Source organism: Arthrobacter sp. D1-17 (assembly GCF_054130535.1).
On record NZ_CP096382.1, the window covers coordinates 706,843 to 725,601 of the forward strand.

Here is an 18,759-nt window from a genome sequence, read left to right on the forward strand (position 1 = left end):
CTGAGGAGACCGAAAATACACTGGTAGTGGCCATAAAGCGTGGCCACTCCCACCGGTCCTCCGTCTCCAAGGAACCCAAAATTCGTTCTTCACTGCGAACCCGCCCGGCATTGGCCACGCTCCTCCTCACGGCACTCGCCGTGACCTCGGCGGGCGTCACCTCCGCAACCGCGGAGGCTGCCGCTGATTCCGCCGCCGATTCGTCAGCGATCGGTGCCACCGATTCCGGGAAGCAGGCCGGAACTGCCCGCTACCTGGTGCGCTACATCTCCGGAACGGATGTGGTTAAGGAGGCCGGCAAACTGCGCTCACGGAAGATCGCCGTCGGACGGACTTTCGAGAAGGCGCTGGCCGGCGCCGTAGTGACCGCGACGCCCTCGCAGGCTGCTGAACTAAAGCGCTCCAGCCAGGTGGCCGCCGTCGAGATCGACACTCCCGTGACGACCTCCGAGACCCAGCAAACGGCACCCTGGGGCCTGGACCGCATCGACCAGCGCAGCCTGCCCCTCTCCGGCTCGTACACGGCGGCCGCGCCGGGCTCAGGAGTGAACGCCTACGTGATCGACACCGGCATCCTCGCATCCCACGCCGACTTTGGCGGCCGCGTCGGCGCCGGGTGGAGCGCCGTCGCCGACGGCCGAGGGACTGGAGACTGCAACGGCCACGGAACGCATGTGGCCGGCACCATCGCGGGCAAGACGTACGGCGTGGCAAAGGCAACCACTCTCATCCCCGTGCGCGTCCTGGACTGCGCAGGGTCCGGCTTCAACTCCGACGTCATCGCAGCCCTGGAGTGGGTGGCCGCGCACCACCAGCCCGGCACGCCCGCCGTCGCCAACATGAGCCTTGGGGGCACCGCCAGCAACATGGTGGACACCGCCGTGCAGGCGCTCGTCAATGACGGGGTGACAGTAGTGGCTGCAGCAGGCAATTCCGCTGCCGATGCATGCACCAGCTCACCTGCCCGCGTTCCTGACGCGCTTACCGTAGCCGCGAGCGACGCATCGGACCGCCAGGCGTCCTTTTCAAACTCCGGCGCCTGCGTTGACCTGTATGCGCCGGGCGTAGGAATTGCGTCGGCCGGGACAGCTTCGACAACGGCCACGGCCTCGATGAGCGGCACCTCCATGGCGGCTCCGCACGTGGCGGGCGCCGCTGCCGCCATTCTCTCGCGGTCTCCTCAAGCAGAACCCGCCGCGGTAGCCGCCCAGCTGCTCTCCGGCGCAACCCCCGCCGCCATCACCGCTGCCGCCGCCGGTACGCCGAACCGTCTGCTGTATTTGGACCCGGCTACGGGAACGGTCGCAGCACCCGTGACTACTCCGCCCGCAACCTCAGCGCCGACGGTTACGGCCCGCACTCCGGGAGCGGGAGGCACCGGCGTTGCCGGCGGAAGCAACGTCACTGCCACCTTCAGCACCGCCGTCCAAGGCGTCGCCGGCAGCAGCTTCCTGCTGAAGAACGCGGCGGGGACCCTGGTGCCGGCTGCTGTCACCTACAACGCCACCACCCGCACTGCCACGCTCGATCCCGCCTCCACACTCCTGAACGACACCAAGTACACGGTGACCCTTGTCGGCGGAAGCTCGGCCATCCGTGACGCTGCAGGCACTCCGCTCACCACCACCAGCTGGACATTCACCACTGGCCCTGCGCCGGTGATCACCGCAGTGACCCCGAAGCCCGGGGCCAGCCTGGTCCGTCGCGCCAACAACATTGCCGTCACGTTCAGCGAGGCGATCCAGGGAGCGGGTACTGGCACCATCTTCGTGAAGAACGCCGCTACCGGTGCCACCATGGCAGCGACGGTGTCCCGCTACGGGACCACGAATCAGTGGATCCTGAACCCCGCAGCTACGCTGGCCGCCAAAACCCGATACACGGTCACTGTCGCCGGCGGGTCGGCAGGCATCCGCGACCTCGCCGGCAACAGCCTGACGACCTACACCTGGACCTTCACTACCGGGTCGTTCTAGCCCGGGAGCTGCAGGGCTCAGATTTAAAAAACGCAAGAACGACGGCGGCAAGTCCCTGCCAACAAAGGCCGACGCCGGTACTCATGTACCGGCGTCGGTCCTTCAGTTAGTGACACTTCACATAGTTGTATGTCGAGTTCAGCCAGAAAAAGGCCGGCACATGTCAGTATCGGCGACCGAAATCGACCGTTCCATATTCGTGGTCAGCCTTGGTCACGTGGTGCTTGCCGGTGTGGAACTTGATCTTCACCACATGGAAGACTTTTTCCTCGCCGCCCTTGCGGCCCAAATCCTTGACCTCAGCCTTGGTGTGCTTCCGTACGCCTTCCTTATTAACGTTGTCAATCTTGCCGTCTTTGTGCTTGATCAGGACCCATTTGCCGTTGGGCCTCTTCTGGAAGATCCAATGCTCGAACTTCACATCGGTCTTCTTGTCGCACCAGACTTTGAACTCGAATTTGACGTCAGCCTTGTCCCTCTTCTTCCGGTTGTCTGAGTAATGGCCGTAATTCTCTTTGTGGTCAACCTTCTTGGCGTCGACCCAACACTCAACCTTCTTCTCTCTCTCTTTATAGTCGTAACCCCCGGCTGATGCCGGTCCTGCTACCGCCACGGAACCACCGATGAGGCCCAAGGATGCCACGGAAACCAAGGCGAGCTTAGCCAGGGGGCGGCGTTGTGGGGTCGCTGAAGTATTGGTCATTATTTTGCTCCTGCATAGCTGTGCACGTGTTGTAAATGTGTCCGGGCAGCACTGGCCGATTACGGTGCTTTTGGCAGGCTTGGTCAGCCGTCCCTGTCCGCTTATGTAGGGGCACCCGCTCCAGCTCGGGAGCCGTCGGCCCGGATCCCAGTCGGGGTGATTCCCGTGGATCCGGTACTCCAAAGTTTACAACCGGAAGTGATGGTGGGCGATTATTTTGGCAAAAATTGTAACCATTAAAGGTTGTTGATCTGAGCGACCTACGTAGGTGATGACACAGGACACCCTGCCCGTTCTGGGTCCCGCACGCTGCCTACTGATTCTGGGCACATCGGACGCTGGGTGATGGAATGGCAGCTCCGGGAGGAGCGTTGGACAGGACATGAAACGTATCGGCTTCCTCTCATTCGGGCACTGGGGACCTGTGCAGGGTTCGCGCACCCGGTCTGCACGCGACTCCCTGCTGCAGGGGATCGAGCTGGCAGGCGCCGCCGAGGAGCTGGGCCTCGACGGGGCGTTTTTCCGCGTACACCACTTCGCGCGGCAGCAGGCTTCGCCCTTCCCGCTCCTGGCTGCCATCGCTGCCAGGACAAGCCGGATAGAGCTGGGCACCGCCGTGATAGACATGCGCTACGAAAATTCCCTATACATGGCGGAGGAAGCCGCCGCCACAGATCTCATCAGCGGCGGCCGGCTGCAGCTTGGCATCAGCCGGGGCTCACCCGAGCCCGCCAAGAACGGTGCCGCTGCCTTTGGCTACGTTCCGCGGCCTGGCGAGTCCGACGCTGACATGGCACGCCGGCATGCGGCGGAGTTCCGAAGGGCCGTCGCCGGTGCGGGCGTGGTGGAGGCCGATCCGCGCTACTCCGGCGGAGCCACCGGCCTGCTGCCTATTCAGCCACGTTCGCAGGGCCTGGAAGAGCGGATCTGGTGGGGCGCCGGCACACGCAAGACCGCTGTCTGGGCAGCGGAACAGGGGATGAACCTCATGAGCTCCACGCTGCTGACGGAGGACACAGGGGTTCCTTTCGACGAGCTGCAGGCCGAACAGATCACGCTGTTCCGGGAAGCGTGGTCAACTGCAGGCCACAGCCGCCAGCCGCGCATTTCGGTCAGCCGCAGCATTATCCCGCTTGTCGATGACGAGGACCGGCAGTACTTCGCGCTCAGCGCCCTGCGTGAGAGCAGGGATCAGGTCGGTCCCCTTGACGGTGCCCTCGCCCGCTTCGGCAAGAGCTATATCGGTGAGCCCGACGCTATTGCCGCGGAACTGGCAGCGGACGCCGCGGTGCAGGCCGCGGACACTGTGCTCATGACCGTACCGAACCAGCTGGGCGTGGACTACAACAGCAAAATGCTGGAAACGATCGCCACCCATGTTGCCCCGGCCTTCGGATGGCGTCCAAAGATACCAATTTCGGACGAGCCTGTTCGCGGGGCATGGTGGACGCCAACATAGACTGGGCGCACCTGCAGTCCCAGTGAAAGGCAGTTCCATGAGCGACTCCAACAACCCGGCACACGAGTCTCCCGAACTTCAGGGCCCCGGTGACCCTGACGCCGTCGAACCCGGTCAGCCCCAGCCCGGGGCGGGCAACGCGCACAACATCCGCGAAGAACAGCTGACGCAGGCCGCAGGTACGGTTCCCGCCAGCTATGTGGGCAGCGGAACATCCGGCTCCAGGCCAAAGCCTGAAGAAGCGGCGGATGAGTCGGGGATGCGGGACTCGGAGGAAAAGTAAGGGGTTGCCCTGCGTTCAGCTCCAGGAGATGATCCGGTCGGCCCGCTGCCGCGTTCCGGCGATCAGCCGCGCATTTGCTTCGTCCGAGCCGGCAGCCCACGCCTCGGCTGCCGGCCGGTCCATCCCGAAGAGCATGTGGCGTTCCACAAGGCGGGAAAGCCTCAGTTCACGGACGGTCTCGATAAACCACACCTCGTCCAGCTGTGCCCGCACCATTTGCCATCCCGGATCGTCACTCAGCAGGTAATTACCCTCTGTGATGATGAGCGGCACGGCCGCCGGGACCGCTATGGACGCGGCTACCGGTTCATCGATGGACCGCCGGAAGTCGGGCGCGTACACCACTTCCTCGTCCCGGCGTCGCAGCCGCTGCAGCAGCGTTACGTAACCGCCGACGTCAAACGTGTCCGGAGCGCCCTTGCGCTGCTTCAGCGGCGTTCCGTCGATGATCGCATTCCCAAGGTGGAATCCATCCATGGGAACCACCAGGGCCCCTTCCTGACCGAACGCATTGGCGAGGCAGGCCGAGAAAGTGGATTTCCCCGCCCCGGGAGCGCCTGCCACGCCCAACAGGATCCGGGCGCCGTCGGACAATCTAAGGCGCAGCGCGGCGACCGCCTGGCTGATGTCGGGGGAGTTGAAAGCCGGCACGGAAGGCGCCTGGATATTGCGCATGGTCATACGGCAAATCCTAAGCGAGTCCACGGCCGGCGGGAGGGAGCGCAGGTCAGCAGGCTGCCGGCAGGCAGCGCGACCAGTCAATGCCGGGGCTTAATCGAGGGGAATGGTGACAGTGACAGCCGTGCCTACACCAGGGTCCGAAGCGATGGCGACCGTGCCGCCGGCCTCCTCAACCTCCGCGGATATGGCCCGCAGACCCGCCTGGTGCCGTGCGACGCCCTGCGGCGCGCTGCCCTGCCGGATACCCGTTCCGTTGTCGGCAACAGTGAGCCGGATGCCGTGGAAGACGGCAGAAAGCCGCACGGTCACGTCGGTGGCGTGGGCATGCCGAAGCGCGTTTTTGAGTGTGACCTGCGCGGACCGGTACAGGAGGGACGCGCAACTGGCCGAAATCTCAAGGCCGTGGTGCGGCGTCTCCCAGTGGACGCAGGTACCCTGACGCCGGAGCGGAACCGTCAGCCGGTCAATACAGCCCGCGAGTCCGAGCCTGTAAAAGTCAGCCGGCTCCGGCTCCCCAAGGAGCTCCTGCTCGGTCACTTCATCGAGAATGGCTGCACTGTTCATTGCGACCGCTGCTTCCTTGCGTCCTGATGCGAGTTCCGGGAACTGGCCCGGGCTGTTGCAATAACACTCGCGCGGAACGATCAGGCTTAGCGCGGTATCTCCTCAGGATCGGATCAGGATTCGCACCCGCTGTCGGACGCAGGTCCCGGTCGCTATCTCGAGGTGTCAGCGGCGCGCTACCCGGCGAATGCCGAGGGTTGGAGCGCCTGCCGCGGATAGGTCACCGCATCAGCCGCATCCAGGACCTCCAGTGCTGTCATGTGGGCGGCTGCAGCCACCTCCCGGATGGGTTTGCCGTGCGTCACGGCTGCTGCCACTGCGGTCTGAAGAGTCACAGCAGCGGGCTCGTGCTCAGCGGTCTCGGATTCCAGCGTGGCGGCGGCCTCCGCCACTGCCCGGATGTCGTCATCGTCCATCGTCCGCTCCTATCTCTCTGCTCCATTGCAGTGTTGTCTGCCGCGTTACCCGGATACCGGTCAGAGGAACCCGAGCTGGTTATACCAACTGGCTTTCCCGCGGAAGATCCCACGAGGCATACTGTTGATACCCAGAATAAGACAGACTGGTCTGTCTCGGCCAGTCCCGCGGTAGAGTATTTCCTTGATGAACGTACCTGAGTTGAACGAGGGCACACTGCTGCCTCAAGGGGTTCGTGCTGCCCAGAACGAGCCGCTGCACCGGATACTCTCCACTGCCTACGAGCTGTTCTCCCGTCGCGGCATCCGTGATGTCGGCATCAATGAACTTATTGAGCGGTCCGGCGTGGCCAAATCCACGTTCTACCGCCATTTCCCCTCGAAGGACGCTCTGGTTCTTGCTTTCCTCGCACTCCGCGACCAGGTCTGGACCGTCGACCTCATCGTCGCCGAGGCCAGACGCAGGGGCGCCACGCCCGAGGGGCGCCTGCTGGCTATTTTTGATGTCTTCGGTGACTGGTTCCAGCGAGACGATTTCGAAGCCTGCACTTTCATCAACGTTCTGCTCGAGATGGGTCCCGAACACCCCTTGGGTGAGGCCAGCATCGGCTACCTCGCCCGGATTCGCGGCCACCTCAAAGCGCTGGCCGAGGAGGCAGGGCTGCGCGATCCGGACGAGTTTGCCCGCTCGTGGCACATCCTGATGAAGGGATCGATCATTTCCGCTACGGAAGGCGACTTCCTGGCGTCCAAGCGGGCGCAGCAGATGGCCGGTTGGCTGATCGCACATCACCGAAACTGAAGCACCGCCGTCCGTCATCCGTCTTTCCTGCCTTTGCCCTTGTCCGCACCCTTGGCCCTGTTTTCTTCAGCGGCCTGCTCTTCGGCCGGCGGAGTGCGCGAGGGTGGTGGTGCCGCTGTTACGGAATCAGCCGGAACGGGCGGGGCGGGAACGTTCTGAACAGCTTCGCCTCCTGGGGCTGCGGCGTCTGCTGCGGCTTTTTCGGCCGCGGCCTTCTCGGCAGCAGCTTTCGCCGCTGCCGCCCTGTCCGCCGCAGCCCTTGCGGACGCGGCTTTTGCTGCGGCGGCTGCCCGCAAGTCCGCCCTGACGGTTTCCACCGCTTTCAGGATGCTCTGATGCCGCTTGAACGACACCTCGCCGTCAGCTGCAGCCCTGGTCACGAAATCCACCAGCCCGTCAAGGCTCCGCAGCCCGGCACCCGGGTCTCCGCTTGCGGCCGCTGATGTGACCGCCAGGACGCGGCTCTGCAGTTCGCGGCCGGCCGCGGGGTCGAGGTCCGGCGGAGCCGGAGAGCATCCGGCCGAAGCCGCCGCGGCGATGCCAGCGGCAACCAGCCCCAAGGCAATGTGCGGCCGCAAGCCCCCGCCGTGCAGCGTATCCGTCATCATTCCCAGCCTCTGTCACTAAGTCCCGCAGGTCATTTGAAGCTGCGGGGCTCCGTCCGGTGACGGTTGCCGGATAATCATAAGCCTACTTAGCGTCAATGCGGGAGGCGCTGTGTTGCAGGGGGCGTCGTGAGTTTTCGAACAGGTGGCACAGCAGCGCCTGCTCGGGACAGCCGGGGTGGGCAGCCAGGTGGCGCAGCAACCTGAGCCTGACTTCGGATTGGGGGTCTGTGGCAGAAATGATGTCCAGAATGAGATCGATAACCTGCTGGCGCATCACCGTCAGCTCGGGCCGGATGTTTGGAGCGGGGGAGGGGGCCGCAGCCGTAGAGGGCCGCAAGCGGCACCCCGTTTGCCGGGCCTCCCCAGGTGCAACTTCCGGTAGCGGCTCAAACTCTTGTCCTCGCGGCTGCTGGGGCTCAGGAATGCTGGCGACCATTATCGCCCCCTGAAGTCGCTGGTGCCGGTCGCTGCGGTGGGTCCTCGCCGCAACTCTGGCAATCGGTAAGGTCCCTGCAGGTGTGTTGCCGGACTGGCAACAGTCACGCCAGGCACCACTATCCCCGGTCTATGCACAGGTTCTGGTTCCGCTAATGCCTGGCTCCACGCCTGGAGTCCGGCAACGGCGAGCACTGGAAAGCACAGGAGCAACAGCTTCTTCATAGGGGCACTCCTCACTTGGCTTCACTGCCGGACAAGTTCACTATCCCGCGGGGCTCCTGTGAAAATCCCGACGCGCTGCCCCCGCATTCCGGCCCGCCGGACGGACCGTGGGGGGTAAGGGGGGCGGAATGACCCCTCCGCAATCCGGCTGCAGGGTTCCGATCAGGAAATGCCCAGCTTTTCATAAGGAATTGCCCGAAGGGCCGGACAGGTACAAGCCGGGCGGGCACCCGCTCAGCAGGCTTTCATCAGAAAGCTTAACAAGCTGGCCGCGCGGGCGTACGTTATTGGTGTCGGAACCCATCCCGGACCGTCCTTCAGCCGGAGCGGGCCGGAAACTGACAGGAGGTAACAGCGATGGCCAACATTCTCCGCCGCGCCGGCGTTGACTTTCCAGAGCCGTTCCGCAGGTTCCTTGAAGGGGACTTGGATTCCTGGCTACGCGTGGAGGAGTACCGCGAGGCCGGGACGCTGGTGGTCAAGGCCGAGGTGCCCGGAATCGACCCGGACAAGGACGTGGACATCACCCTTGCCGGCAATCAGTTGCAGATCTCGGTCCGCCACGAAGAGAAGTCCGAGCACAAAGACAAAGAGGGCTACCGTTCCGAATTCCGCTACGGTACTTTTGCCCGCACGGTAACCCTGCCCGCGCCCGTCAAAGAGGACGACGTCCGGGCCGCCTACACCGACGGAATCCTCGAAGTCCGTATTCCGCTGCCGGAGGAACCTGAAGCCGGGGGGCGCAAGATCCATGTCTCCCGCGGCGCCGGTGCTGCACAAGGCGCTGCATCAGGCCCTGTTGAATAGCAACTTTCGCAGGCAAAGCGGGGGGTTGCCGCCCCGCCGCTGCACCTGCCTTGGTTAGAGTCGACCTGCACGTTCCCGCGCCCCACCGGGGTTGCGCGGAAACAGCAATTGCCAGGTCGACGGAAGGGGCGCAGTGCATCGGATCAGTTTCCGGCGGTACCTTGCGAGTCGGTGTCACGGCCAACGGAAGGTGGGCCAGCGCCCGGGAAGGAGAGGAACCGGCGGAATCGAAACCATGCTGGTGCGTTCCTTCACTTACTTTGGCGCCGGAGCGCTGATCGACACACGGGCCCACACCTGGGCCACTCAGCACCTGATCCCCTCACCCGCGGAGCGACACGTATCTCAAGGGCCTTCCCTGGGTGAGGGAGGCAGCGTCAACGGGTCCGCGATGAGGGACACGTTTTCCACACCGAGTCCTTCGTGGATCATCCTGGTTACGGAACTGCCCCGGGAGTTTCTTCCTGGGCTCCGGGCCGCCGGAGCAGCATATTGAGCTGCTACCCCTCGTAGTGGGTCCTCAACGGACCCTGCCCCAGTGAATCAACTATGGTTGCCGCTACCGTGCGGAGTTTGGTGTTCCGCGTGCTGGAAGCTGCCTTGAGCAACGCGAAAGCCTCCTCCTGGCTGCACCTGTTTTGCGCCATGATGACCCCGACGGCGACATCGATTACCGTCCGCGTTTCCAGTGTGGCCTTGAGATTCGCAGCAGCATCGCTGTAATGCGCAAACCGCACAGCGAGCCGCAGCGCCATCGATGTCTGCGAGACGAAGTCCTGGGCCAACGCCAGGACCCGTCCTTCGAAGCGGCCCGGACGGTGCGAGTAAAGGTTCAAGGCTGCCCGCGTCTCGCCTTCCAGCTGGAAGGGGATGGCGAGGATGGAGCGCACGCCATGGCTCCGCACTGTGCGTGAATACTGTGGCCAGCGCTCATAATTCTCAACGTCGGAAATGTGGATGGTCACCTGTTCCCGCGATGCGGTCATGCAAGGGCCATCGCCGAAGTCATACTGGATCTCATCCATGGCCTGGGCTTCAGGGGAGCTGCTGGCTACCGTCGCAGCCTTGCGGTGGCGCAGCAGGGTGATGCCGCACAAGACCTCATCGCCGGGTTCCGAGAGGCTGCGGGCGGAAACCTTTGCAAGCTCGTGGAGGAACTCCTCCACATCGGAGCTGGCGAGCACCATTTCGTTGAGCTGCTCTGTAATTGATGTTTCAAATTTTGCGGTCGACTCGCTGGCCACGACTCCCAGTACCGTTTCGCTCAGGTCAAGACGAGCCGGCGGGCGCAGCGCATTCCACGGAAGGGGGGCGGTAAGCGGTAGCTAGAAGCCGGATCGAACAACTATCCAACGGCCTTCTGCTAAACCGTACCGAGAAATTATATACACCAGATGGAAAGGGGGCGTGACAGCCAGTTGCAGTCACCGTTACAGGTCACAATGCCAAGGTTCCTCCTTTCCGGGAGCGGCAGCCAGTTGCCAAAAGGCTGCGGGAGGGGGCGGCCGCACCTAGGCTAGGCAGTGGGATGGCAGCGGGCTGGACCCGGCTATCCGGAAAGGGCCTTGAGGACGGCCTGCCGCGGAAACAACCAGAGGAGACATCCGTGAGAATTGCTGTAACTGGCGGAAGCGGAAAGCTTGGGCGCAGTGTGGTCCGCAGGCTCAGTGAGGACGGCCATTCCGTCCTGAACCTTGACCGGACAGGGGCGCCAAGCCCAACTTTGGCGCTTGTGGACCTGCGGAACTACGGCCAGGTCCTGGACGTGATTCTCGGCTTGGATGACCGGCACCAGGGATTCGATGCCATCGTCCATCTGGCTGCCATCCCTGCACCCGGACTGGTGCCGGACGCCGCCACCTTCGAAAACAACATGCTGACCACCTACAACGTGTTTCAGGCGGCCCGCAGGGCCGGCATCAAAAAGGTGGTGTATGCCTCCAGCGAGACGGTGCTGGGACTGCCGTTCGACGTCGACCCTCCCTACATCCCGGTGGACGAGGAGTACCCGGCCCGGCCGGAGAGCACATACTCGCTCGTGAAGCACCTGGAGGAGCAGATGGCAATCGAGATGACGCGCTGGGACTCTGAGCTCAGCATCACAGGCCTTCGCTTCTCCAACGTCATGGATCCCGAGGACTACGAAGACTTCCCGTCATTTGATGCTGATCCCGAACTGCGCAAGTGGAACCTGTGGGGCTACATCGACGGACGCGACGGGGCCCAGGCTGTGGCGCGCGCGCTGGAGTACGGCAAGCCGGGGTTCGAGGCGTTCGTCATCGCCAATGAGGACACCGTGATGTCCCGCTCCAGTGCAAGTCTCGCTGCAGAAGTCTTCCCCAACGTGACAGTGGTTAGGGAACTGGGGGAGCACGAAACCATGCTGTCCATCGACAAGGCCAAGCGGCTCCTCGGGTTCGCTCCCGAGCACAGTTGGCGGACCTATCACTCCAACCGGACCACGCCCACCGAGGACTGAAGTCCCTGGCGGGTGCCTGGACGGGCGCCTGCCAGACTCTCTGGTGCCGGCCTGCTACTTGGAAGGTTGCGGCACCTGGCAGTCGATTTTCGGGTTGGCGCCCATATAGTTCAGGGGTCCTGCGACGACCGTAATGGCTACAGTGCCAGCTTCTGCGCAGGAGTCCGGAGAACCACCAAAATATCCCCGCTGAAAAGCGGCGAAGCCGCCGATGATAAGCCAGATAATCACTAGCGTTCCGACGATCCTCATGGAATCCTCCGTAGCCCCGTTGCCACTCCAGTGTGTGTCCCATTATCCACTTCAAGCGGACTCCAGCACAGAGCGCCGGGGGGTCAGGCGGGGTGAAGCCGGCCGAGGCCTGCTGGCCCTGGAAGTGAGCGGCCGAGTACCGGGACGGGCCGGCCGCTCAGTACGCGATCAATACAGCGCGCGGTCAGCTCGGTTCGCCCGTTTCTACCGGCGTTTCCGCTACGTCAGGAGTGTCCTCGGCGGTCGCTACGGACGTCTCCCGGGGAGCGGAACTGTCGCTGTCCTCCGGTACTTCTTCCGGTTCGAAAGTATTGGGCTCCCCGGCGCCCAGCCCGGCCCCGTTCTCCTGGCCGGGTATGCCGCCGGACGCCTGCCGCCCTGCGTCGGGTCGACGATCCTCGCCGGTGCCGGTGTCTTCAGTGCTCATCTCGTCTCCTGAATCCTCGTAGGGCTGGGAAACCCACGCTAACAGCGAGCGGCCGGCTTTGTAAGGGACACGCGTACCGTTTCTGTAAAGCGCACCGCCGCCCAAAAACGGTACCCTCATCCCACCAAGCGATTGATACTTCGGCACACAGGCGGCTTCCAGGTGGCAGACGGATCGGCAGGCAAGACCGGATGGCGGCGGGTTCTCCGTGACAAGTTTGCCGTCGAGGAACGCTATGTGGAAGCAAGCGTGCGGAGAAAGCTCTACATCGATTCCGCTGTCTTGGCGATGGTGGGTGCGGGCGTTTTCGTCCTGGCGTTGACGGGTGTGCTTGAGAGGGACGGTCTGGCAAGCGCCGACGAATCGGCACGTAGGTGGCTGCTTACCACGCGGTCAGAACCCTTGACGGATTTCATGATCATTCTTGCCATAATCTTTGGCCCAGTGGCGCTTCCTATCATCGTGCTGGTGGTCACTGCCGCCTGGGGGATCCTGGCGAAACAGGCCTGGCGGCCCGTCCTGCTGGCCGCCGCGATGCTCACCGGGGTCGGGCTCGCGCAGGTTATAAGCCATGCCGTGGAACGCGCCCGACCTCCAGTGGAGCTCATGCTGTTCGGGGCAGACCACACATTTTCCTTTCCGTCCGGGCACGTACTTGGGGCTTCCAACTTCTTGCTGGTCACCGCCTTCCTGGTGTTTTCCCGGCACAGGAAACCTGCCGTGGCCGCCACCGGCTTCGTCGTCGCCGTCTTGGGAGTGGCGCTGGCTGCTCTCAGCAGGCTGTACCTGGGCTATCACTGGGTGAGCGACGCCATCGCCTCTGTTGCGGTATCGCTTGTGGTGCTGGGAGCTGTGATTGCGGTGGACACATGGCGGACCGTACGCATTCCGGGCGAGTCCCGCACTGAAAGCGTCTCAAAGGCCGGCTCCCGGGAGGCTGAGGCGCCTTGAACGAGAGCCGCGAGGGCGTACTGGCGGCGGTAGCCCTACCCGCCGTCGTCTGACTGCTTTTGGTTACGGGCCCGGGCGCGTTCCAGCTGACGGCGAAGCTTGGCGTTGTCCACCTCAAGCTCCAGCACCTTGGCCACGCCCGCCAGGTTCAGGCCCTCATCCAGGAGTTCGCCGATCCGCCGCAGGACCAAAAGGTCCGCTTCGCTGTATTGCCGGGTGCCCCCAGAGGTCCGCTCAGGCGTCAGCAGCCCCCGCCGCTCATAGAGCCTGATGTTCTGCTGGCCCGTGCCGAGCAATTCCGCCACCACGGAAATGGCGTAAAGCCCTCTGTCTTCGCTTTGATCTGCCACGGTGCGTCCCTCAAACTGAGAATCCTTTGAAGCCCCTCTTGCACCAGTTTTACACGGGTGCTATAAAAAATCTATATCGCTCACCACAGATAGTGGTGGCTGACCAGCTACTCATCACTGCTGAAGGAGTGGGAAATGATGCTAATCCGTACCGACCCGTTCCGTGAACTGGACCGGCTCACCCAGCAGGTCTTGGGAACCGCTGCGCGTCCGGCCGCAATGCCGATGGACGCATGGCAGGAGGACGGCGAATTCGTTGCCGCATTTGATCTGCCAGGCGTCTTGCCGGAGAAGGTCGATCTTAGTGTGGAACGGAATGTGCTGACCGTCAGGGCTGAGCGGCAGGACCCGACGCAGCCCAATGCGGAACTGGCGGTGGCTGAGCGGCCGCGCGGCGTTTTCAGCCGCCAGCTAATCCTGGGTGACACCCTGGACGCCGAGAATATCAAGGCCACCTACGACGCAGGCGTCCTGACGCTTCGGATCCCGGTTGCCGAACAGGCCAAGCCGCGCAAGATCGAGATCGGGCGTAAGGAAGAAGCGCATCAGATCGGAACGTAGCGGCCGGTCCCTCCGGGGACCAGGCTGATCAGCGGACGGACAGGCCGGCTTCCGGCTTCAGGTACACGCCGGAGGCCGGAAGCGCCCTATGTCTTTCCCGGCTTTAGGCGACGTCGCAGGACCAGACGGCCGACGATCAAAAAGAGGACCAGAAGCAAAGCAGCAGCCATGCCCAGCGATTTCCCGGACCACTACGCGGTGTTGCACGTTCCGCGGACGGCAACCCGACGGGAGATTGCGCGCGCCTACCGGTCCCTGATGCGGACGCACCACCCCGACCTGGACAACCCCACAGCTGTCCCGGCCGAACTGCAGCTCATCATGCAGGCTTTTGAGGTGCTGCGAGATCCGAACCGACGCCAGGCCTATGACCGGGAGTCCCTCATGAGGGATCGCCGCGCGGGAACAGCCGCTGCCAGGGCCGGCCCTGCACAGCAAGACAGGACCCGCGCCGGGCACCCCGTCGGAGACACAAGCGGAGACACAAGCGGAGACACAAGCGGAGCCGCAACGGCCAGGACTTCTCCCGGCGGCCGACGTGTACCCGTCAACTCCGAAGCCCCTTCCCGGGACATCCCCGTTCGGCGCGTGCAGCATGTGGAACCCCCGTTCCGGGTGACGCCGGTCCGGTGGGAAACCGGCCCTTGGGCCACTGGACGTGTTGACCCCCGAGGAGAACGAAAACGATGAGCGATTGGCGCCGATACGACTCGCATCTGATCCCGGCCTTTTACGAGCGGTTTGAACAGCGCTGGGGCAAGGGCAACGCCCCCTTCCTGGATCCTGAAGCCCACGAGCAGCCGCTTCCAAGGGCACAATGGATCAACCCTGCAACCGGGGCTGCCCTCGCCGTGGTGCCCATCTGGAGCAACGACGACCGAGAGAACCGGTCGTTCGGGGTCTTCTACCTGCCGCCCTCGGGAGATATCTGGGTACTGCGCCCGGGATTCACGGGCTACCTTGAGCCAGCAGAGGAAGGCTCGGAGCACCTCGTTGCCCTCAGGAACGACGCCTTCAAGAAAGCCGTGGCCCACGCCAAGGATTTTCTGTTCGGCCCGGCCGTGATGCACTAGGACTCTTCTGCAGGGCCGGTCACGCCTTGCCCTGCAGGATTCTGCCTTGCAGATTTCGGCTCTCGCCAGCCGGGGAGCCGCGTGCCATCCTGGAAGGTGCCACGAGTCCATGCCGCCAAAGGGGTGATTTTCGTGATCCAGGAGAGTGGCATGATGTCCTGACCGCCTCGCTTGAGGCAAACTGTCATTCTGACCACCCTCACGACGAACCAGGACCCGCACAATGCATACTTCCGCCAGAGAGTTGGCCGCCATGGTCCCGCCGGGTTTCACCCTGGGAGTTGCGACTGCCGCATTCCAAATCGAGGGCGCCCTTGATGAGGACGGCAGGGGGAAGGCAGGATGGGACGTTTTTTCTGCCAAGCCCGGAAACATCGTTGACGGCCACAGCCCCGCCGTGGCATGCGACCACTACCACCGCATGCCGCAGGACGTGGCGCTGATGAAGGAACTCGGGATCGATTCGTACAGGTTCTCGCTATCGTGGCCCCGCATCCAGCCGGACGGCAGCGGACCGCTGAACCGGGCCGGGATGGACTTTTATGACCGGCTGCTGGATGAGCTCCTCGCCAACGGCATTTCCCCCATGGTGACCCTCTACCACTGGGACACCCCCTTTGCCCTGGATGAGGCGGGCGGCTGGCTCAACAGGGACACGGCCTACCGGCTGGGGGAGTTCGCCGCCATCGCCGCGGCAGCCTACGGGGACCGGGTGGCACGCTGGGTAACCATCAACGAGCCGGCAACGGTAACGACCAACGGGTATGCCCTCGGCCTGCACGCGCCGGGGAAAGCGGACTTTGCGAACGGGCTGCCCACCGTCCACCACCAACTGCTGGGCCACGGCCTCGCACTGCAGGCGCTGCGGGCAGCCAAGGTGCCGGGGGAGATCGGTATATCCAACGTCTACTCGCCCATGGTGCCAAATTCCGGCAACCCGCTGGACTGGATCAGTGCAGGTGCCTTGGACGTGGCACAGAACCGCCTCTACGCCGACCCCGTCCTGACCGGAAAGTACCCCGACCTCGTCCGCCTCGGGAAGTTCTTCTCGTCCTTCGAGCACCCGGATGAGGATATGGCCGTGATTTCGCAGCCCCTGGATTTCTACGGGCTCAACTACTACATGCCCACGCGAGTGGCGGCAGGCGGTGGTGAACATCCTGTGCCCGCAGCCATGGCCGAAGCCCTGGGGGACGACCTCAGTGGCGCCACACCCGGCGCGCCGCTCCACATCGAGCCTTGGCCCGACACGGAAACCACCGCCTACGGCTGGCCGGTGAAGCCGGAGTACATGTCCGTTGCGCTGAAGGAAATGGCCGAACGCTACCCCAACCTTCCACCGGTCATCATCACCGAGGGCGGGGCGAGCTTCGAGGACATCATCGTGCGGGACAAGTCCACCGGCCGCAGTTTCATCCCGGACGAGCGCCGCCTGCGTTACCTTTCGGACCATATCGGCACGGCGCTGCGGGCTACAGCCCCGGGCGGCGACGCTGAGGCAGTGGACCTCCGCGGCTATTACGTCTGGTCCCTCATGGACAACTTCGAGTGGTCCGGCGGCTACAAGCAACCGTTCGGTCTGGTGCACGTGGACTTTGAGACGCTCCAGCGGACGCCCAAAGCCTCCTTCTACTGGTACCAGGAACTCCTCGAGGAGCGGAGGCTCCTTACGGCTGCAGGAACCGCCCTGGCGGCTGCGGCCGCCTCCGTTCCTGAGGAAGTGGCCACGGCGGGTGCTGTTGCCGAGGCTGCGGATGGTGGAATGCCGGACGGCGATGCGCAGCGGCTGGAGCTGTGACCCCCGGTTAGCTTCAGATCAGCTTGAGTTCCTTGAGCCGCCAGGCCATGCCTGCGCCGTCCGGAGAATAGATCCAAGGCACTGCGGAGGCGCTGTGGTCACCGGTTTCTGTATGCCCGCCGGCGAAGACCGCTTCACTGACAGACAGTTGCCGGATGGCGATCGCGGCCACCTTGTCTCCGTGTTTCCGTGTGAAGTCGGAATAGATCTGCTCGTCGTGCTGGCCGTTATCGCCGATCAGCAGCCAGCGCATGTTGGGAAATTCCGCTGCCAGCCGTTCCAGATTCTTGCGCTTGTGCTCCTGGCCGCTGCGGAACCAGCGGTCCTGGGTCAGGCCCCAGTCAGTGAGCACCAGTGCCCCGGAGGGATACATGTTCCGGCTCAGGAACCGGCCAAGGGTCGGCGCGGCATTCCACGGACCCGTGGAAAGGTAGATTACCGGCGCATCCGGGTGCTCGATGAGCAGCCGGTCCAGCAGCACGGCCATTCCCGGAGTTGCCATCCTGGCCCGTTCATTCAGGACGAAGGTATTCCAAAGGGCGAGGAAGGGCCGGGGCAGTGCGGTTACCATGACGGTGTCATCGATGTCCGAGACGATCCCAAACTTGGTCTCCGGCCCGATCACGAAAATTTTCGCCTCTGCCGGCTCGGCGTCCTGGGACCGTAGTACTGCTGTATGCCAGCCGGGGGGGAGGGATACCTCGACGTCGATATCGACCAGTCCGCCTCTGTCGGCACGGACCTTTGTGACAGTGCCGCCGATTTCGATCTCCACCTCTGATCCCGGAATGGGGACGCTGGTGAAGGCGCGCCAGCCGCGGATGTTTTGGTTGCCGTTCATTGCCGCATGTTCGGCGCGGCTGCCCGGTACAGGCTTGCTTGCCAACACCACCCTGCCGAGCACCCGGACCCACTCCGTGGAGCCATAGCCCTGGTAGGCGATGGTCTTGGGTTCGAACTTCCACCGCCGGGCCAGCTTCAGGCGGCCGTTGTTGACGGCGTTCGAGAGCCAGTGGGCCAGGCGGAAGACGCGAGTACCTGACAAAGAGATTTCCTGTGACGCCGTGTCCATGCCATCACTCTGCCACAGCCCCCGGGGTCCGTGGACCGTTACCGGCCTCTGTTACCTTCCGGTACTTTCCGGATTCCCGGGGCCCCGGGGCCGGTGACTGGGTTAACCGTCTCCCAGCAGCCACCGCAAAGTGTCCGCGTTCCGCACGGCGTTGCCGCCGCCGTCGTTATTGAAATAGGCGTACACATCCTTGCCGTCTGCGCGCCACTCCCGGATTCTGTCCGCCCACCAGCGCAAGTCCGCCTCGGAGTATGAGCCGCCGTACAGGTGCTCGTGGTCCGGGCCGTGAAGCCGGACGTAGACGAAGGGTGCGGTGGCTCTCAGAATGCACGGCAGCCTGGCACCGCTCATGACGCAGTAGGCAGCACCGTGTCTTTCGAGCAGGCCGTAGACATCGGGGTGGTCCCAACTGGAATGGCGGAATTCCACGCTCACCCTGATCCATGGCGGTAGCGCGGAGAGAAAATAATCCAGCCGGGCGTCATCCCGGCCAAAGTCAGGCGGCAGCTGCACCAGCAGCACGGCACGCTTTTCGCCCAGTTCATGCCAGCACCGGGCGATGCGCTCGATCCAGACCTCCGGGCCGTGAAGTTTCCTGCCATGGGTCAAGCCACGCGGTGCCTTGACGGATAAAGCGAAGCCGGCCGGCAGCCGCCGGCGCCAGCTCGCAAAGGAGGTATCACGCGGCCAGCGGTAGAAGCTGGCGTTCAGTTCCACCGTGCTGAATCTCGCGACGTAGTGCTGAAGCCTGTCACGGGCGGGGAGCCCGGGCGGGTACAGCACGTTTTCCCAGTGGTCGTAGCTCCACCCGGACGTTCCAATGTGCACGGACACGGT

General features: G+C 63.9%; 23 protein-coding genes. 11 read left to right on the plus strand and 12 right to left on the minus strand.

Annotated features, from left to right (window positions below):
- Positions 1 to 26: 26 nt before the first annotated feature.
- The gene (locus M1E01_RS03270; protein ID WP_457973679.1) at positions 27 to 1,976 is read left to right on the plus strand and encodes a S8 family serine peptidase; all 1,950 of its coding nucleotides are present in this window, start codon (positions 27 to 29) and stop codon (positions 1,974 to 1,976) included.
- A gap of 163 nt (positions 1,977 to 2,139) precedes the next feature.
- On the opposite strand, the gene M1E01_RS03275 is transcribed toward M1E01_RS03270, so the two are convergent.
- On the minus strand, positions 2,140 to 2,679 hold the full coding sequence (locus tag M1E01_RS03275; protein ID WP_457973680.1) for a hypothetical protein: 540 nt from the start codon (positions 2,677 to 2,679) through the stop codon (positions 2,140 to 2,142).
- Positions 2,680 to 3,061: 382 nt separating this feature from the next.
- On the opposite strand from M1E01_RS03275, the gene M1E01_RS03280 reads away from it, so the two are divergent.
- Together M1E01_RS03280 and M1E01_RS03285 are read left to right on the plus strand one after the other, a co-directional pair.
- Positions 3,062 to 4,138 carry an LLM class flavin-dependent oxidoreductase gene (locus M1E01_RS03280; RefSeq protein ID WP_457973681.1) on the plus strand — a complete coding sequence of 359 codons (1,077 nt, stop codon included), beginning with the start codon at positions 3,062 to 3,064 and terminating at the stop codon, positions 4,136 to 4,138.
- A gap of 37 nt (positions 4,139 to 4,175) precedes the next feature.
- Complete coding sequence (locus M1E01_RS03285; RefSeq protein ID WP_457973682.1) at positions 4,176 to 4,421, plus strand: hypothetical protein; 246 nt, start codon at positions 4,176 to 4,178, stop codon at positions 4,419 to 4,421.
- 15 nt (positions 4,422 to 4,436) lie between these two features.
- Here M1E01_RS03285 and M1E01_RS03290 read toward each other — a convergent pair whose 3' ends face one another.
- The 3 genes from M1E01_RS03290 to M1E01_RS03300 form a co-directional block, all read right to left on the minus strand.
- Complete coding sequence (locus M1E01_RS03290) at positions 4,437 to 5,096, minus strand: nucleoside/nucleotide kinase family protein (RefSeq protein WP_457974843.1); 660 nt, start codon at positions 5,094 to 5,096, stop codon at positions 4,437 to 4,439.
- A gap of 96 nt (positions 5,097 to 5,192) precedes the next feature.
- A complete protein-coding gene (locus M1E01_RS03295) occupies positions 5,193 to 5,666 on the minus strand; it encodes a sensor histidine kinase (protein WP_457973683.1) in 474 nt (157 codons plus the stop codon).
- 176 nt (positions 5,667 to 5,842) lie between these two features.
- Complete coding sequence (locus tag M1E01_RS03300; RefSeq protein WP_457973684.1) at positions 5,843 to 6,082, minus strand: hypothetical protein; 240 nt, start codon at positions 6,080 to 6,082, stop codon at positions 5,843 to 5,845.
- A 187-nt stretch (positions 6,083 to 6,269) separates the two neighbouring features.
- Here M1E01_RS03300 and M1E01_RS03305 point away from each other — a divergent pair, with 187 nt between their 5' ends.
- Positions 6,270 to 6,884, plus strand: coding sequence for a TetR/AcrR family transcriptional regulator (locus M1E01_RS03305; protein WP_457973685.1), 615 nt, complete (start codon positions 6,270 to 6,272; stop codon positions 6,882 to 6,884).
- Between the two features lie 14 nt (positions 6,885 to 6,898).
- On the opposite strand, the gene M1E01_RS03310 is transcribed toward M1E01_RS03305, so the two are convergent.
- Together M1E01_RS03310 and M1E01_RS03315 are read right to left on the minus strand one after the other, a co-directional pair.
- Positions 6,899 to 7,492: a mucin-associated surface protein gene (locus M1E01_RS03310; protein WP_457973686.1), complete on the minus strand. Its 594-nt coding sequence runs from the start codon at positions 7,490 to 7,492 to the stop codon at positions 6,899 to 6,901.
- An 82-nt stretch (positions 7,493 to 7,574) separates the two neighbouring features.
- A complete protein-coding gene (locus M1E01_RS03315; RefSeq protein ID WP_457973687.1) occupies positions 7,575 to 7,766 on the minus strand; it encodes a hypothetical protein in 192 nt (63 codons plus the stop codon).
- 743 nt (positions 7,767 to 8,509) lie between these two features.
- Between M1E01_RS03315 and M1E01_RS03320 the strand changes: the two genes are divergently transcribed.
- Positions 8,510 to 8,959, plus strand: a complete 450-nt coding sequence (locus tag M1E01_RS03320; protein WP_457973688.1) for an Hsp20/alpha crystallin family protein — start codon at positions 8,510 to 8,512, stop codon at positions 8,957 to 8,959.
- Positions 8,960 to 9,459: 500 nt separating this feature from the next.
- Here M1E01_RS03320 and M1E01_RS03325 read toward each other — a convergent pair whose 3' ends face one another.
- Positions 9,460 to 10,203 (minus strand): ANTAR domain-containing protein, encoded by a 744-nt coding sequence (locus M1E01_RS03325; protein ID WP_457973689.1) that lies wholly within the window; start codon positions 10,201 to 10,203, stop codon positions 9,460 to 9,462.
- 362 nt (positions 10,204 to 10,565) lie between these two features.
- Here M1E01_RS03325 and M1E01_RS03330 point away from each other — a divergent pair, with 362 nt between their 5' ends.
- A complete protein-coding gene (locus M1E01_RS03330) occupies positions 10,566 to 11,438 on the plus strand; it encodes an NAD-dependent epimerase/dehydratase family protein (RefSeq protein WP_457973690.1) in 873 nt (290 codons plus the stop codon).
- Positions 11,439 to 11,492: 54 nt separating this feature from the next.
- Here the strand turns inward: M1E01_RS03330 and M1E01_RS03335 are convergent, their stop codons facing one another.
- Together M1E01_RS03335 and M1E01_RS03340 are read right to left on the minus strand one after the other, a co-directional pair.
- A complete protein-coding gene (locus tag M1E01_RS03335; protein ID WP_457973691.1) occupies positions 11,493 to 11,690 on the minus strand; it encodes a hypothetical protein in 198 nt (65 codons plus the stop codon).
- Between the two features lie 184 nt (positions 11,691 to 11,874).
- On the minus strand, positions 11,875 to 12,117 hold the full coding sequence (locus M1E01_RS03340; RefSeq protein ID WP_457973692.1) for a hypothetical protein: 243 nt from the start codon (positions 12,115 to 12,117) through the stop codon (positions 11,875 to 11,877).
- 162 nt (positions 12,118 to 12,279) lie between these two features.
- On the opposite strand from M1E01_RS03340, the gene M1E01_RS03345 reads away from it, so the two are divergent.
- On the plus strand, positions 12,280 to 13,068 hold the full coding sequence (locus M1E01_RS03345; RefSeq protein ID WP_457973693.1) for a phosphatase PAP2 family protein: 789 nt from the start codon (positions 12,280 to 12,282) through the stop codon (positions 13,066 to 13,068).
- A 35-nt stretch (positions 13,069 to 13,103) separates the two neighbouring features.
- Here the strand turns inward: M1E01_RS03345 and M1E01_RS03350 are convergent, their stop codons facing one another.
- On the minus strand, positions 13,104 to 13,418 hold the full coding sequence (locus M1E01_RS03350; RefSeq protein WP_457973694.1) for a MerR family transcriptional regulator: 315 nt from the start codon (positions 13,416 to 13,418) through the stop codon (positions 13,104 to 13,106).
- A 138-nt stretch (positions 13,419 to 13,556) separates the two neighbouring features.
- Between M1E01_RS03350 and M1E01_RS03355 the strand changes: the two genes are divergently transcribed.
- The 4 genes from M1E01_RS03355 to M1E01_RS03370 all read left to right on the plus strand — a co-directional run bounded on the left by M1E01_RS03355 (position 13,557) and on the right by M1E01_RS03370 (position 16,850).
- Positions 13,557 to 13,979, plus strand: a complete 423-nt coding sequence (locus M1E01_RS03355; protein ID WP_457974844.1) for an Hsp20/alpha crystallin family protein — start codon at positions 13,557 to 13,559, stop codon at positions 13,977 to 13,979.
- Between the two features lie 168 nt (positions 13,980 to 14,147).
- Entirely contained in the window at positions 14,148 to 14,669 is a 522-nt protein-coding gene (locus tag M1E01_RS03360; protein WP_457973695.1) for a DnaJ domain-containing protein, read from the plus strand.
- Complete coding sequence (locus M1E01_RS03365) at positions 14,666 to 15,052, plus strand: hypothetical protein (RefSeq protein WP_457973696.1); 387 nt, start codon at positions 14,666 to 14,668, stop codon at positions 15,050 to 15,052. The genes M1E01_RS03360 and M1E01_RS03365 overlap by 4 nt, the downstream gene beginning before the upstream one ends.
- A gap of 223 nt (positions 15,053 to 15,275) precedes the next feature.
- Entirely contained in the window at positions 15,276 to 16,850 is a 1,575-nt protein-coding gene (locus M1E01_RS03370; RefSeq protein WP_457973697.1) for a glycoside hydrolase family 1 protein, read from the plus strand.
- A gap of 13 nt (positions 16,851 to 16,863) precedes the next feature.
- Here M1E01_RS03370 and M1E01_RS03375 read toward each other — a convergent pair whose 3' ends face one another.
- Together M1E01_RS03375 and M1E01_RS03380 are read right to left on the minus strand one after the other, a co-directional pair.
- Positions 16,864 to 17,922, minus strand: a complete 1,059-nt coding sequence (locus M1E01_RS03375) for an App1 family protein (RefSeq protein WP_457973698.1) — start codon at positions 17,920 to 17,922, stop codon at positions 16,864 to 16,866.
- Between the two features lie 102 nt (positions 17,923 to 18,024).
- Entirely contained in the window at positions 18,025 to 18,756 is a 732-nt protein-coding gene (locus M1E01_RS03380; RefSeq protein WP_457973699.1) for a DUF72 domain-containing protein, read from the minus strand.
- Positions 18,757 to 18,759 lie beyond the last annotated feature (3 nt).